We start from the raw sequence: 14,352 nt of genomic DNA, 5'->3' as shown, positions 1-14,352 counted from the left end.
TGGTCGAGGCCACCGCCGTCTGGCGCAAGACAGAAACGGTGCTCTGCGCCGATGCCGGCTACCACTCGGAAGCGAACCTGGCGAAACTCGCCGAAAGTCAGGTCGATGCCTATATCTGCGACAACGGTTATCGCCAGCGCGACCGCCGCTATGCCGAGCAGGCCAAACACAAGGCCAAGCCCGACCCCCTGTGGGACAAGAGCCCCAAGGCGAAGAAGGCTACCCACTTCACCCCGGCCGACTTCCAACTGGCCGAGGACCGCAGTCATTGCATTTGCCCGGCCGGCAAACGCCTCTACGGCAACGGCAAGGACTGCTCTTTCAACGGCTACGCCGCGATGAAATTCCGCGGGGCCGAGCGGGACTGCATGCCCTGCCCGCTGCGCCAGCAGTGCCTGCGCAAACCCGAGACCACCAAGGCCCGGCAAGTCGCCTTCTTCCAGGGCAAGCGCGCGGACCAGCAGAGCCATACCGACCGGATGAAAGCGAAGATCGACTCGGCCGCCGGCAAGCACATGATCGCGGCCCGCTTTGCGACGGTGGAACCGGTGTTCGGCAACCTGCGCCACAACAAACGGCTCACCCGCTTCACCCTGCGGGGCCGGGCGAAGGTGGATGGGCAGTGGAAGCTCTATTGCATGATGCACAACATCGAGAAGCTGGCGCACCATGGCTATGGGTAATGAAGGGGAGAAAGGGGCCAGGAATGCCCTTGAAAGCGTGAATGCGGCGAGAAGGAACGACGAAATGAACGGATCGGGCTGCAAGAGGCGAGATGATGAAATATGAATTCAAGCCGGCGCACGCCGGACGAAACCTGTCGCCCCTGAATGGGGTTTTTCTACAGCGTCGTTAGGCATCTATGAGTTGCATGCTTCGAGCCGGTGGTGAAAATTTTAATGCGGATGGCTTCATCGCCAGCGTTCCGCTCATCATTGATTCCATGTGGCGCAAGGGTGAAAGGCGCTTCCCGAACAGCACAACAAGCGAACAAATCAATGAATCCTCGGGCATTCGAATTGTGGCCAGCGAAGCCAGCTTCTCCGAATTGCCGCTGCAAATCGAAGATGTGATTTCGTTCCTCCAAACCAACCTTGAAAACCTAAAGCGGCTGAGTTCGTTCCCTGGGGTTGAGTGGTTGGTTTTTGATTTCGGGGCTGAAATATATCCTCCGGGCTGGTCCTCATTCACATTTCCGCCTGCATTGTTGTCTTTGTCAGGTCAGGCTGGCATCTCTCTGTGTCTGTCAGTGTACCCAACCGAAAACGAGGCAGAAGCCAATGCCTAACATTCCGGTCAAGGCCGCTCCCTCCGGTCGCTGGGCGCTGCGCGATAAAGCTCCGCGCAGCGCCCCTTACCTTCAACGTTAGAGCGCACGATGATCAAGCGACCGCCTGAAGAGTTGAAGCATGGGAAGAATGAGCTGGTCTTTGCCTTCCTCGCGGGGAAATCAGCCCACTCTGATACCGGCTCCGCGCTTTGGAAAGCATGCCGTGACTTAAGTGATGTTAACTTTTACTGCGCTGATCGCAATGACTTTGGGTACGTTGTTGCATGTGTGGCAGATCAGGCCTTCGCCTTTGCGGAGGGAATGCAAGGTGTGACATTGAAGCTTCGCGAGGATATGCAGGCGCAAGCTTTGTCCAAAGGTGCGAAGCGCCATGAGGGGGCAGGCTCCGGGTGGGTATTTTTTGAATTATTTGGAAGCAAAGGGTTTGAAAAAGAACTGGCATATTGGGTCTCCAATGCACATTCTTATGCTCAGCAAGTTCTGAATGAAAGCCGCCCCCCAAATGCGCTCTAACTTGGCGCTCAACCCCGTTCGCTGCGCTCTCTGGACGCTGCGCGATAAAGCCGCGCAGCGCCGGTTAGCTAATGAAATGGACTCCCCCACCCCGTAGCGTGACACTGAGGCCCAAGTAGCCATGGGGCTGAGATCATCAGGAGGAGGTGCCATGAAACAGCTTGTCCGCATCGGTCTCGACATTGCCAAATCCGTCTTCCAGCTCCTTGGTGTAGATAGCCACGGCAAACCGGTCTGCAAAAAGACCTTGTCCCGCGGCAAAGTCCTGAGCTTCTTCGTCAGCCTGCCGTCGTGTCTGGTCGGGATCGAAGCCTGCGCCGGGTCCCACTACTGGGCTCGGGAACTGATCAAACTGGGGCACGATGCGCGGCTCATGGCGGCCCAATTCGTCAGCCCCTACCGCAAGAGCGGCAAAAACGACGCCAACGATGCCGAAGCGATCTGCGAAGCCGTGGGCCGGCCCTACATGCGGTTCGTTCCGGTCAAGAGCGAAGAAGCGCAAGCCGTCCTGTCCGTTCATCGTGCCCGTGCGCTGACTGTCTCTGAACGCACCGCCCTCATCAATCAGGTGCGCGGCCTGCTGGGCGAGTTCGGCATCGTCACGGGGGCCGGAACGGCCGAGGCGAGAAAGCTGCTGGCGGAGATCGGAGTTGGCGGTCGTCAATTGCCCCTGCTGGCGCGAGAAACCATCGGCGAGCTCCATGACCGGTTCCGGGCACTGGATGAGCGCATCCTCGCCTACGACCGCAAGATCGCAGCCTTGGCCCGGCAAAGCGAAGCCGCCCAACGGCTGATGGCCATCGCGGGGCGGCGCATGTCATGGCGTCAATCAATAGGTTTGTCCTTTTCCTTTTTGCTGGGCTGTTTCTCGCCCCACTGTCATCGTATGGCGCATGTCGCCTGCCAATCCCCGATGGGGGAAGCGAAGGGTATGTTCCGTCGAAGGAGAATCTCTTCGGGGAGATTGTGCGGGTTGAGCTTCCTTTAGTGACCGTCAGGAACCGAAGGACACTAGAAGTTGAGCAAGTGTCGGTTTCAAAAGTCAGCGAGATTTACAGCGTCTACGGCGGCGATGGGCCTCTTTCAGATCTCAAGCCTGGATTGCAGGTTTGGGTTTGGTTCCAAAACTGCAAACGACCCACAGAGGGAACTCCCTTTGTCGCGCACTTTCAGATCTTCTCGACTGACCCAACAGATCGAGCAAAGCTTAATCACCAAGGCCAAATTATTCTGGTACCTCGCCGCTAGGCTTGCCATGTCCAATTGCCGCATAACTCATCATTCCACCGGGCCTACGCGAAAAGCCGCGCAGGCCGATGAATTAAGACGTTGCGAGAAAGGAAACTATGAACCTTCTTTTCGTCTGTAGTGAGAACCGGCTGCGAAGCCCAACTGCTGAGGAGGTGTTCTCCAAGTACTCTGGCGTTAGCGCCATCGGTGCGGGCACCAATGCGGACGCAGAAACAACTGTCTCCGGGGATCTCATCGAGTGGGCCGATGTGATCCTTGTGATGGAGAAGAGTCACAGGAACAAGATTGCAAAGAAGTACAAAGAGCAGCTAAAGGGGAAGCGGCTGGTATGCCTGGATATTCCGGACATATACGCGCGCATGGACCCAGATCTGGTGAAATTGCTCGAAGCCAGGGTCAAGAGATATGTTCGTTTCTGAATGGGCGAAAGTAAGCAGGCTTCCCAGGTGACACCCACGAAACCGCAGCCCTTTGTCCGCGCTTGCTTCAACCTCCGGCGCCAAGACCCCAAGCTCATGCAGCACTACTAACAATGTCAGAAGCCCGGATTCACTGCGATAGTTGCGGGAAGGTACTTTCAAATGCTAAGGCGGTTTGTCCGGCTTGCGATGCGCAGTTGGAGCGCGAGCTGAAGACTTCAATGAGAGGCAAACACCTGTGCCCCGTGTGCTCGCTGGGATTCGACAGACCCGTCTTTGAACTCTGGCCGCGCGGAGCAAAGTGGTACACCCCCAGGCAGATGAAACCGACCTGCCCGCACTGTAAGGCGTTCTTGCTGGACCGGAGAAATCCCGCTCTTCCTGCAAAGCTCATCTGGCTGTTGGCAGGCGCCACCGTAGTGGCCTACCTGGCGGTTCCGTCGGGTTACGAAGAGCTGGTCTTGGGCGTCATGCTGGCAATTTACGCTGCGGCTTCGTGGCGCTTTCGCGGGAGCCGTGTCAATGACCGAGAGCGCTATGGCAGGGTTGGGCCTGGCCCTCTCCAATGACGCCCCGTCAAGCAGCCTTCTCCCAATCACCGGCCGCCAGGCTGGTCTTCCCTGATCCACCTCACCCCTGCTGAAACTCAAACAACTGCGGCGCACTCTCCTTGTACACCCGCAGCCACATCAGCGTGGCCGGGACCAGGGCGCGGATGGCGAACCACAGGGCTTCGTCGCGGGTTGCGGGGTCGGTGTTGAGTTGTTCGGGGATGGCGCGCCAGGTGGTCCAGTCCAGCTCGGCGAAGAGCTGGCGCTGGGCGTCGGGGAGGTCGGCCAGGTTGATGGCCATGACGCCCACCAGACGCCCGATCTCGACGCGGGCGAGGCGGGAACGCAGGAATTCGGATTCGTCCATGCCCTCGGCGAGGGTCAGGATGTCGGTGCCGGCATTGATGATGTTGGCCAGGAGGGCGGCGGGGATGATCATTGGGTGCCCCCCTTCTTGAGGCGATCCAGGTAGCTGTCACCGGCGGGGCCGGGGCGTTTGCCGGATGGGGTGTCGGGCGCGGAGGCGTCCTTCAGGCTGGCAATCACGCTGGCGCCCATGTTGTCGGCGGGGTCGAGCTGGGCGGCTTTTTCGAGCAGGGCCTGGGCTTCGGCCCGGTCGCCGCGGCGCAGGCGGATGAAGGCCAGGGCCTTGAGGGTGAATAGCCAGAAGCGGGCCGGGCCGATGGCGCTGAAGTCGGCGTCGCCCCCTTGCACTTCGCGCCAGTGGCGTCCCAGCCGGGCCAGCCCGGCGGCGACACGCAGGCCGTCGCGGGCACAGCGTTCGGCGTCTTCGAGGCGCTTGCGGTAGAAGTAGAACTTGTACTGGGCAAAGTACACGGGCAGGCATTCGGGCGCCGACAGGCGGGCGCTCCACAGCAGCGCTTCGGCCTTGGTGGGGTCGGCGTGGGCGGCTGCCGCCTCATGGAGCAGCCGATTGACGCTCTCCGGCGCGTCACCGCCGAAGAGCGACCGCGAGCTTTCGCCGGTGAACAGGTTCACCAGACGGCCGCCGGCGCCTGCAGGCGGGTGACCACTTCGTCGCCTTCCAGGTGCTTGTCAAAGATCTCCAGGACGTCGTCCTTGGTGACGCCGGAATACATCACACCTTCCGGGTAGACCAGCACGTTGGGGCCACTGTCGCAGGGGCCGAGGCAGCCCGAGTAGGTGACGCCGATGCGGTCATAGGCATTGCGCTTCTGCAGCTCGCCCCAGAAGGTTTGGAGGATTTCGTTGCAGCCCTTGGCGGCGCAGGAGCCGCGGGGATGGCCGGGGGGGCGCTGCTGGGCACACACGAAGACGTGTTTCTTGGGTCGGGACATGGGAGTTCTCCGGTTGGGGTGATACGGGCTGGGGCGGTGCGTTGCCGCCCTTATTCAGCTGCGGCGACCCGGTCGATCCACTTTTCCAGTTCGGCCACGTGCTCGGCCTCTTCGGAAGCAAATTCGTCCGCCATCCGCTTGAGTCGCACGTTGTGGGTCGTGGCGGCAATGCCGGCATAGAAGGCGTGCCCACGGCGTTCGGCCTGGAGGGCCAGTTCGAGGGCGCCGAGAACATCCGTAAAGCCGTCCACGCCTTCCCATCCGGCGTTTTCGGGGCTGATTCCATCGGGCCAGCGGAGCTGGTCGGGGCGCAGGTGAGGTACGGTACGGAAGCCGCCCCGTTCCATGGCCTCGCCCAGATGCTTGCGCGAGAAGACTGCCATCTGGCGGAAGAAGCCGGCAACTTCCGAGTTGCCGGCGGTCTGCATCTGCTCCGTCAGTTCCTCGTAGTGCCGGGCCGCTTCCCGCTCGAGCTGGATTGCATGAGCGAGAAAGAGATGAAGATCGTCCATGATGATTCTCAACCGAACTTGAACAGAATGCCGTGCCCGCCGCGGGGATATTCCCATTCCACGTTGGACAGCTCGGTACAGATGATCCGGCAGCTACCGCACTCCAGGCAGCCGTCGGTGATCAGGGTGACGGCGCCATTGCCTTCCGCCTTGTAGCAGGCGGCGGGGCACACGAAGGTGCAGGACTGGACCTTGCACTCGTTGCGGCACAGCTCAGGCTGGCGGATCTTGATATGGGGCCGGCCATGGTCGACCTTGTAGCGGTTCTGGAAGAGTTTCTCTTCCACATTCACGACGGTGCTCATCTGAAGGCCCTCCACAGCTTGAATGCGTCGCCCGCCAGGCCGGCCAGGCTGCGCGATTTACGGAAGCTGGAGAAGATTTCCTTCTCCTTGGTTTTCTTGTCGACGCCGTCCACCGTCAGCATGGTGCGGGCGGCACGATTGACCAGTTCCGGGTAGGTGGTGAAGAACTGGCTGTTGTCGTGGAACACGCTGGGCATGTCCCGGTACTTGTGCAGATCCTTCATCACGAAGGATTCGTCCAGGGCCGACTTGTAGCCGGCCAGCTGCTTGGCGGCGAAGCCCTTGCCTGCGGCTTTCGCGGCGATGGCGGTTTCGGCGGCCAGGCGGCCGGTGGTCATGGCCAGGTTGGAGCCTTCCCGATGGACGGCATTCACGAAGCCACCGGAGTCGCCGACGATCATCCAGCCGTTGCCGAACACCTTGGGCACGGCGTGGAAACCGCCTTCGGGGATCAGGTGGGCGCAGTATTCCTTCATCTCGCCGCCGGCGATCATGGGGGCGATGGAGGGGTGAGCCTTCATCTTCTCCAGCATGGCGTAGGGCGAGGTGCGGTTGGGGTTCTGCTTGAAGTCGGAGAGCATGCAGCCGACACCCAGGGTGATGGAGTCCCGGTTGGTGTAGAGGAAGCCGGTACCCATCAGGCCGTCGGTGATCTTGCCGAACATCTCGATGACCACGCCTTCTTCGTCCTTGACGTTGAAGCGGGCCTCGATGGTCTCCTGGGGCATGAAGAGGATTTCCTTCACCGCCAGGGCCACGTTGCCGGCCTGGATCTCGCCGTGGAAGCCGGCCTTGCGGGCCAGGGTGGAATTGACCCCGTCGGCCAGGATGACCACATCGGCAAACACCTCGCCGCCCTGGCGGTCGCAGCGCACGCCCACCACCTGGTCGCCATCCATCAGCAGGCATTCGACCGTGGTTTCGCAGATCACCAGCGCGCCGGCTTCCTTCACCTTCGACGAGAACCACTTGTCGAACTGGGCGCGGATGATGGTGTAGCGGTTGTAGGGGGGCTTGTTGTAGTCGTCGGAGCGGAAGTGGGTGCCGACAAAGGATTCGTCGTCCAGTACCCACATGCGCTGCTCGATGATGTGGCGCTCGAGGGGGGCATCGTCCCGGAAGTCGGGGATGATCTGCTCAAGGGCGTTGGCGTACAGGATGGCGCCCTGCACGTTCTTCGAGCCGGGGTATTCGCCCCGTTCGATCTGCAGCACCGACAGGCCGGCCTTGGCTGCGGTGTAGGCGGCCGCGTTCCCCGAGGGGCCCGCTCCGACTACGATGACGTCGAATTTCTCGCTCATGGTGGGTCTCCGGTGGGCGCTCAGGCGGCCTTGCGGCTGCGCATCGCAATGTGTTCGCGGAAGGTGTCGGTGAGAACCGGCAGCACCTGCATGGCGTTGCCGACAATGCCGTGGTGGGCGAAATCGAAGATCGGCGCGTTGGCATCGGTGTTGATGGCGACGATCACGTCGGCGCCTTCCATGCCCACCCGGTGCTGGATCGCGCCGGAGATGCCGGCGGCGATGTAGAGCTTGGGACGCACGGTCTTGCCGGTCTGACCCACCTGGCGCTCCGCATCCACCCAGCCGGACTGGACCACCGGGCGGGTGGCGCCCACTTCGGCGCCGAGCACCTTGGCGAGATCCCAGATCAGCTTGAAGTTGTCCGGTGTCTTGAGACCTTTGCCGCCCGACACGATGATGTCGGCGTAGGCCAGGTTCACCTTGTTGCTGTTCTCATCGGCGATGAAGTCGAGGAGCTTGGTGACGATGTCGGTCTCGATCATGCCCAGGCTGTCTTCGATGACGGTGCCGCTGCGGCTGGTGTCGGAATCGGGCATGCGCATCACGCGGGGGCGCACGGTGGCCATCTGCGGCCGGTAGGCCAGGGTCATGATGGTGCACAGCAGGGAGCCGCCGAAGGTCGGGCGGGTGGCCGCCAGCGCGCGGGTGGCGGGGTCGATGCGCAGTTCGGTGCAGTCGGCAGTGAGGCCGGTTGCCAGGGTGGTGGCCACCGAGCCGGCCAGGTCGCGGCCCATGGTGGTGGCGCCCAGCAGCACGATTTCGGGTTGGTACTTGTTGACCAGATCGGTCATGCCCTTGGTGAAGGGCTCGTTGCGGTAGCCCTTGAGTACCGGGTCACGGACGATGTAGCAGGCCTCGGCACCAAAGCTGTAGGCTTCCTTGGCGATGGCATCGAGGGGCTCGTCGGGGCCGCCCATGATCACGCCGGACAGGGACACGCCGAGGGTATCGGCCAGTTTGCGGCCTTCGCCGAGGAGTTCCCAGGACACCGAGTGGGCCTCGCCCCGGTCATGTTCGATGAACACCCAGACGCCCTTGTAGGCCTTCAGGTGTTCGGGCAGTTCCAGGTTGCGGCCGCCCCGGGCGGCGGGCTTCTTGACTTCGGCGTCGCTCATGGCAGGTTTCCTTTCGCGTCTTGTCGTGGGGTCACACGGAGGCCTTGGCGAGGATGTCGCGCTCAAGGGTCGGGTGCTGGGTGAAGATCTTCTGGATCACGTTGAGGGACACATCCCGCGGGGTGGCATCCTCGACGGACTGCATCAGGGCCTTCTCGGCACGGGGCGTCGGGCCGAAGACCTTGCTCACCACCGTGGGCGAACCCTTCAGGCCGATCTTGGTGACGTCCTCGATGCCGGCGGCTTCCTTGTTCCACTTGCGCACCGGGTAGCGGGCGGCGTGGATCATGTTTTCCAGCGGCGCGAAGCGCATCTCGTTGGTGCCTTCAAGCATGGTGATCAGGCAGGGCACGGCGGTCTTGAGCACCTGCACACCGCCTTCGGCACGGCGCTCGACGGTGATGGTGTCGTTCTCCAGGTCCAGGTCGGCGATGCGCGACACATAGGTGAGGAGCTGCAGGCCCAGGCGCTTGGCGATGCCGGGGCCCACCTGGGCCGTGTCGCCGTCGATGGTCTGCTTGCCGGTGAACACGATGTCCACCTTTTGCTCCTTGCCGAGCTGGCGCACGGCTGCGGCCAGGGCATAGGAGGTGGCCAGGGTGTCGGCACCGGCGAAGGATCGGTCGGTGACCAGCACGGCGTCGTCTGCACCAAAGGAGATGCACTTCTTCAGGGCATCCTCGGCCTGGGGCGGGCCCATGCACAGCATGGTCACCTTGCCGCCGAATTTGTCCTTGAGGCGCAGGGCTTCTTCCAGGGCGAACAGGTCGTAGGGATTGACGATGGCCGGTACACCCTGGCGCATGATGGTGTTGGTCACCGGGTGGACGCGGATCTGCGCCGAATCCGGAACCTGCTTGATACAGACGACGATGTGCATGGCGGCTGTCCTGTCGGTTTAGCTGGCGGAGGGGAGGGTCGCGCGCAGGCTGTCGAGGCTGACCTGCTGGCGGCCGTCGGTGTCCTGGAACACCTTGAAGACCTTTTCCTGGGCCGGAGTGGAGCGCACGAAATCGTCGTAGGCGGCGATCAGGTGGCTACGGTAACGACCGAACAGCTCGCTGCCCGACAGGCTGCTCAGGTCTGCATCCCGGCGCAGGTATTGATAGAAGCGTTTGAGGATGTGCAGCCGGCTCACATTGACCACCTTCTGGTCGAAAGGCACGGCAAAGAAGTGGAGGAATTCCTCGGCAGAGGAGAGCTTGGCGAGTTCGCCGGTCAGTTCGTTCATGGCGTCAGGCTCCTGGTGCGATGGGGGCGGTGGCCTTCCAGCTACCGTCAAAGGTGGGTTGCGAGCAGGTGTCGTCGCAGGTGCGACAGGCGCCTTCGGCGGTGGTGGGTTCGCCCTTGAGGCTGGCGATTTCCCGTTCCATCTGTGCGATCCGGTCGAGCAGGCAGCCAATTGCCTTGCCGACCGGGTCGGGGATCTGGTGGTGATCAAGATCAATGCCGTGGGCGATGCGCCGGCCTTCCTTGGGCAGCACCATGCGGCCGGGGATTCCGACCACCGTCATGCCGGGGCGCACTGCGTCGATGACCACGGAGTTGGCTGCCACCCGGGCGTTGTCGCCGACGGTGATGGGGCCGAGGATCTTGGCGCCGGCGCCGACCACGACGCCGTTGCCCAGGGTCGGGTGGCGCTTGCCCGGGTTCCAGGTGGTGCCGCCCAGGGTGACCCCGTGGTAGAGGGTGACGTCATCACCGATCACTGCCGTTTCGCCGATCACCACGCAGGCGCCGTGGTCGATGAAGAAGCGCCGGCCGATGACCGCACCCGGGTGGATGTCCACATTGGTCAGGAAGCGGGCCACGAAGGACAGGGCTCGGGCCGCATAGCGCCAGTTGCCGCGCCACAGGCGATGGGCGACCCGATACAGCATCAGGGCCTGCACGCCGGGGTAAATGGTGAGCAATTCAAGGGTGTTGCGGGCCGCCGGGTCGCGGGCGAAGACGCAGGCCACGTCTTCACGCAGGGTGGCGAAGAAGCCCGGTGCGGCGCCCTGGGCGGCGACGCTGTCGGCAAGGATCTTCATGTCGGGTTCCCTGGGGCTCATGACGCGCTCCCTGCAAAACGGCTGACTTCGAGAAGGAAGCGGGCCAGCTCTCCGGCGGAAGGCGAACGCTTGGTGCAGGTGGCGTGATCGCGGATGCGTTCGAGCAGGCTGTGGGCTTCGAGGTCGTTGACCAGGATGCCGAGCTGGGCGTAGGCGGCAATCACCGCCCGGGAGCCGGAGTGCTTGCCCAGTACGGTGCGGTGGCTGCGCCCCAGCTCCGCCGGGTCGAAGCCCTGGTAGGTACGCGGATCCTTCAGCAGGCCATCCACATGCAGGCCGGCCTCATGGGTGAATACGGCCTCGCCGACGATGCTCTTGTTGGCGGCCACGGCACGCCCGGAGGCTTCGGCAACCAAGGCGGAGATCGCCGGCAGGGTGTGGGTGTCGATGCCGCAGTCGATGCCGTGGAGGTGGCGCAGACCCATCACGATCTCTTCCAGCGGCGCGTTGCCGGCGCGCTCGCCAAGGCCATTCACGGTGGTGTTGGCATGGGTGGCGCCGGCCCGGAAGGCCGCGAGGGTGTTGGCCGTGGCCAGGCCCAGGTCGTCGTGGGCGTGCATCTCGATGTCGATGTCCACCCGCCGACGCAGGGTTGCGATGGCATCGTAGGTGGAGAAGGGGTCGAGGATGCCGAGCGTGTCGGCATAGCGTACCCGCACCGCGCCGGCCCGCTGGGCGGCTTCGGCAACATGGGCGAGGAAGGACGGATCGGCGCGGGATGAGTCTTCGCAGCCCACGGAGACGGCGTAGCCCATGTCGCGGGCCTGACTCACGTAGCGTCCCACCCGCTCCAGCACCCATTCGCGGCTGCGCTTGAGCTTGGTGTTGATATGGATGTCGGACACCGGAATGGACAGGTTGAGGGTGTCCACCGGGCACTGGCGGGCGGCGGCCAGATCGGTGTCGGTCATGCGACACCACACCATCAGGCTGGTCGGGAGGTGCATGCGGGCGATCTCGCCGATGGCTTCGATCTCCACCGCCCCCATGGCCGGAATGCCGATCTCCATCTCCTGCACACCCACATCGGCGAGCACCTGGGCAATCGCGCACTTCTCCTCGACGGTGAAGGCCACGCCAGCGGTCTGTTCGCCGTCGCGCAGGGTGGTGTCGTTGATGGTGGGCAGCGGGTTCATGGTCGGTGTTGTCCTTTCGCCCAAAGATCAGCAAAGGCCGTGCCATGTCCGACGTGACGTCTTATGTCACTGATTTACAAGTTTTTTTGATTTTTCGATCAGCGTGTCGGTGACGGAAGGGCGCGATGCTGTCGGCTTTGTCGGATTTCGCACAGAGGGGAAAAGGGCGTGTTGAACGCCGTTGAGCCCTCGACGTGAAAGCGTGTCTTCAGCACGCGGCGGGGAGCATGCCGACGCGTCGGTGCTGCCTCCTCAAACAGGGGGTGCGCTCGACGGGCTAAGGCGGGGCGCGCGAGCGTTGCGCCATCGTTGCAAATCGGGGGTACAAATCGGCCAGCGCGTGCCGTGGGGTGTTAGCATGGGCCGGGATTGTGGGGCGACATTATCTTTTTACAAATCCAATCGTTCTCTCTTGCTCAGGGGTTTTTCATGAAAATCAATTCAAATGTTTCCAGGTTGGCGGCGGGGTCATTACTGGCGGCGGGGCTTCCCGTCCCGGCCTTTGCCCAGGTGATCGTTTATGGGCCGGCTGCGACGTCCGTGCCGACCCTGTCCCAGTGGGGCATGCTGATTCTGGCGGTGCTGTTGGCGATGGCCGCGGTCTACACGACGCGCAAGTCGGGCAACCGGCTGCTTTCGGGGCTGCTGGCGGTGATGGCCCTGGGGGTGGGGGTGCAAGGTACGCCGGTGGGGAGCGTACAGGCTGTTTCCGTGCCGACGATGGTGGTGAATACCGGCGGGACCATCGATCTGAGTGAGTATGGGCCTTCGATCATCGACGTACCCATCAATGGCCACCCTTCCATTCCGATGCGGATTCTGAGCGTGACGCCGCCGAGTGCGGTGACAACCCTCAGCCCGACCTGCGCCGCAGGCTTGGTTGTGAACGTCGGGCAAACCTGCTATTACACCGAGCCCGTGGGCCCCTTCTAACAAGGGTGCCGGAGCAATTCAACGGCAGAGTGTCCTGAAATCGGAGAGCGCGCATGTGTTTCACACTGCGCGCTCTCCTTTTGTTCTCTCCGTCCTTGGCCAATCCCGGGTCTGACATCCTGCGACCACCCGCAGAGCTTCGACCCGTTCGGGCTAGAAGCCGGTCGTTGCGCCGGGCTCTCCACCTTTGGCGACGATCTCGCCATTGCGGATGCGCACCGGGTCGCCATTGCGCCAGACGGGCGCGCTCGGTTGTTCGATGACCTGACGGCTGCCGTCTTCCATGCGCACGGTGATCCGGTAGTGGGTGACCGTGCGGGTGCGTTTTTCCGCTTCATTGCCGGCAAGGCCGCCCAGCACGGCACCGCCGATGCGCGCCAGTTGTTTGCCTGAGCCTTCTCCCACCTGGTGGCCGAGCACGCCTCCCAGGATGGCGCCCCCTACCGCCCCAATCCCCGAAGCTTCGCCTTTCTGCTGGACGGCTTCGACATGTTCGATCACGCCACAATCGCGGCAGGGGGGAGGTGCGTCAGCGACATGGCGGGGGCTGGACGGTGGTGCGGTGGGAACGGCGTCGGTCGGTGGCGGGGCGCGGCGCGCAACGGCGGGTGCCGGTTTGGCATGTTCCCGGGCTGGATTGGGCTTGTCCGAACGCTCAACCTTGGCGGGCGCGGAGGCAGCCATTGCAGGCTTTTCGGGGACGGTGTGTTCCGGCACCACCGCAGGCGTGGCGGGGGTTGTCGCGATCCGCGCGGCCGGGGCGTCAAGGGGCGCGGCGGGCGTGGCCACGGTCTCTGTGGCGGTGGGGGGCGTGCTGCCGAAATCGGGGAGCAGGCCCGTGAGCTTGGCAACGCCTGCCAGACTCACTGCGGTGATGGAGGCTGCTGCAACCCACAGGGCGGGATGCAGGGACGGGGTGTTCGGGTGGGTGCTCATGATGTTTTCTCCTTGCGGTACCTGGAGAGTAACGCCACGGTCTGCCCACCGGGGACAGGCGCAACGGCCGCTTACAAAGTTGCCGTCCAGCTATTCATCGCCGCCGGCACCGGGCCGGGGGGGCTTCAGCAGGTAGCGGGCGGGATCAAGGGCATCCACCAGATCCCGCTCGAGGGGCAGGGGGCCGCCGTCGATCAGGCTGGCCAGCAACTCGCCGACCAGACTGGCCCAGACCAGACCCCGGGCGCCGAAACCGGAGGCCGCGTACAGACCGGGCTGGCGTGGAATGTCGGCCAGGGGCGTGCTGCGTTCGGCCACGGAAACGGCAGGAATGGCGCCAACCATGGGCAGGCGGTCGGGGGAAGCCGGACGAAACCCGACCCGGCCGTCCAGGGTGGTGGGGTCGAAGGGGTGCGCATAGCCGGGCAGGATGAAATCGAGTTTCTCCATGTTTTCCCGGTGTTCGGACTCCCGCAGCTCGCTGCCCATGTCGTCGGCGATGAAGGTGGCGCCGGCGCAGCGCATGCCGTCCACCTCCGGGCTCACATAGCCCAGCCGGCACACCACGACTTCCGGGGCGCTGCCGGGGATGGCCGGCAGATGGGAAACCTGGCCCCGGGCAGGCCGCACGGGCAGGCTGGCCGCCTGGGGCAGGGCGCGGATGCCCACGCCATTGGCCAGCACCAGCACGGCCGCCCGCGCGATCTCGCGGC

Annotated in this window: 19 protein-coding genes; 6 read left to right on the top strand and 13 right to left on the bottom strand. The window is 63.5% G+C overall.

The window, feature by feature from the left end; genetic code table 11:
- The 5 genes from J0L98_RS18695 to J0L98_RS18675 all read left to right on the top strand — a co-directional run.
- Positions 1-683, top strand: a 683-nt coding sequence (locus J0L98_RS18695; protein WP_296413436.1) for a transposase, incomplete at its 5' end; no start/stop codon positions are given.
- Between the two features lie 188 nt (positions 684-871).
- Positions 872-1,288: a hypothetical protein gene (locus J0L98_RS18690; protein ID WP_296413435.1), complete on the top strand. Its 417-nt coding sequence runs from the start codon at positions 872-874 to the stop codon at positions 1,286-1,288.
- A gap of 90 nt (positions 1,289-1,378) precedes the next feature.
- Positions 1,379-1,804 (top strand): hypothetical protein, encoded by a 426-nt coding sequence (locus tag J0L98_RS18685; protein ID WP_296413434.1) that lies wholly within the window; start codon positions 1,379-1,381, stop codon positions 1,802-1,804.
- Positions 1,805-1,925: 121 nt separating this feature from the next.
- Positions 1,926-2,792, top strand: coding sequence for an IS110 family transposase (locus J0L98_RS18680; RefSeq protein WP_365955090.1), 867 nt, complete (start codon positions 1,926-1,928; stop codon positions 2,790-2,792).
- A 358-nt stretch (positions 2,793-3,150) separates the two neighbouring features.
- A complete protein-coding gene (locus J0L98_RS18675; RefSeq protein ID WP_296413432.1) occupies positions 3,151-3,474 on the top strand; it encodes a phosphotyrosine protein phosphatase in 324 nt (107 codons plus the stop codon).
- Positions 3,475-4,104: 630 nt separating this feature from the next.
- On the opposite strand, the gene J0L98_RS18670 is transcribed toward J0L98_RS18675, so the two are convergent.
- The 11 genes from J0L98_RS18670 to nifV are packed head-to-tail and all read right to left on the bottom strand — an operon-like array spanning position 4,105 to position 11,770.
- A complete protein-coding gene (locus J0L98_RS18670) occupies positions 4,105-4,464 on the bottom strand; it encodes a hypothetical protein (RefSeq protein ID WP_296413431.1) in 360 nt (119 codons plus the stop codon).
- Positions 4,461-5,024 (bottom strand): hypothetical protein, encoded by a 564-nt coding sequence (locus J0L98_RS18665; protein ID WP_296413430.1) that lies wholly within the window; start codon positions 5,022-5,024, stop codon positions 4,461-4,463. The genes J0L98_RS18670 and J0L98_RS18665 overlap by 4 nt, the downstream gene beginning before the upstream one ends.
- Positions 5,021-5,344 carry a (2Fe-2S) ferredoxin domain-containing protein gene (locus J0L98_RS18660; protein WP_296405101.1) on the bottom strand — a complete coding sequence of 108 codons (324 nt, stop codon included), beginning with the start codon at positions 5,342-5,344 and terminating at the stop codon, positions 5,021-5,023. Before J0L98_RS18660 ends, J0L98_RS18665 begins: the two co-directional genes overlap by 4 nt.
- A gap of 50 nt (positions 5,345-5,394) precedes the next feature.
- Entirely contained in the window at positions 5,395-5,856 is a 462-nt protein-coding gene (locus J0L98_RS18655; protein ID WP_296405099.1) for a ferritin family protein, read from the bottom strand.
- An 8-nt stretch (positions 5,857-5,864) separates the two neighbouring features.
- Complete coding sequence (locus J0L98_RS18650; protein ID WP_296413429.1) at positions 5,865-6,161, bottom strand: ferredoxin family protein; 297 nt, start codon at positions 6,159-6,161, stop codon at positions 5,865-5,867.
- Positions 6,158-7,462 (bottom strand): FAD-dependent oxidoreductase, encoded by a 1,305-nt coding sequence (locus tag J0L98_RS18645; RefSeq protein WP_296413428.1) that lies wholly within the window; start codon positions 7,460-7,462, stop codon positions 6,158-6,160. The genes J0L98_RS18650 and J0L98_RS18645 overlap by 4 nt, the downstream gene beginning before the upstream one ends.
- Before the next feature lie 20 nt (positions 7,463-7,482).
- On the bottom strand, positions 7,483-8,580 hold the full coding sequence (locus J0L98_RS18640; protein WP_296413427.1) for an electron transfer flavoprotein subunit alpha/FixB family protein: 1,098 nt from the start codon (positions 8,578-8,580) through the stop codon (positions 7,483-7,485).
- A gap of 31 nt (positions 8,581-8,611) precedes the next feature.
- A complete protein-coding gene (locus J0L98_RS18635; RefSeq protein WP_296413426.1) occupies positions 8,612-9,460 on the bottom strand; it encodes an electron transfer flavoprotein subunit beta/FixA family protein in 849 nt (282 codons plus the stop codon).
- 18 nt (positions 9,461-9,478) lie between these two features.
- Positions 9,479-9,811: a nitrogenase stabilizing/protective protein NifW gene (gene nifW / locus J0L98_RS18630; RefSeq protein ID WP_296413425.1), complete on the bottom strand. Its 333-nt coding sequence runs from the start codon at positions 9,809-9,811 to the stop codon at positions 9,479-9,481.
- A gap of 4 nt (positions 9,812-9,815) precedes the next feature.
- Positions 9,816-10,634 carry a serine O-acetyltransferase gene (cysE, locus tag J0L98_RS18625; protein WP_296413424.1) on the bottom strand — a complete coding sequence of 273 codons (819 nt, stop codon included), beginning with the start codon at positions 10,632-10,634 and terminating at the stop codon, positions 9,816-9,818.
- A complete protein-coding gene (gene nifV / locus J0L98_RS18620; RefSeq protein WP_296413423.1) occupies positions 10,631-11,770 on the bottom strand; it encodes a homocitrate synthase in 1,140 nt (379 codons plus the stop codon). Before nifV ends, cysE begins: the two co-directional genes overlap by 4 nt.
- A gap of 429 nt (positions 11,771-12,199) precedes the next feature.
- Between nifV and J0L98_RS18615 the strand changes: the two genes are divergently transcribed.
- Positions 12,200-12,703, top strand: a complete 504-nt coding sequence (locus J0L98_RS18615; RefSeq protein ID WP_296413422.1) for a midcut-by-XrtH protein — start codon at positions 12,200-12,202, stop codon at positions 12,701-12,703.
- Positions 12,704-12,856: 153 nt separating this feature from the next.
- Here J0L98_RS18615 and J0L98_RS18610 read toward each other — a convergent pair whose 3' ends face one another.
- Together J0L98_RS18610 and mnmC are read right to left on the bottom strand one after the other, a co-directional pair.
- Complete coding sequence (locus J0L98_RS18610) at positions 12,857-13,639, bottom strand: glycine zipper 2TM domain-containing protein (protein ID WP_296413421.1); 783 nt, start codon at positions 13,637-13,639, stop codon at positions 12,857-12,859.
- A 90-nt stretch (positions 13,640-13,729) separates the two neighbouring features.
- Positions 13,730-14,352: FAD-dependent 5-carboxymethylaminomethyl-2-thiouridine(34) oxidoreductase MnmC (gene mnmC / locus J0L98_RS18605; RefSeq protein ID WP_296413420.1), on the bottom strand; the 623-nt coding region annotated here is incomplete at its 5' end.

Origin of the sequence: Zoogloea sp., from assembly GCF_017302315.1 — a bacterium.
Classification (GTDB): Bacteria; Pseudomonadota; Gammaproteobacteria; order Burkholderiales; family Rhodocyclaceae; genus Zoogloea.
This window is presented reverse-complemented; position numbering and strand designations above follow the sequence as displayed.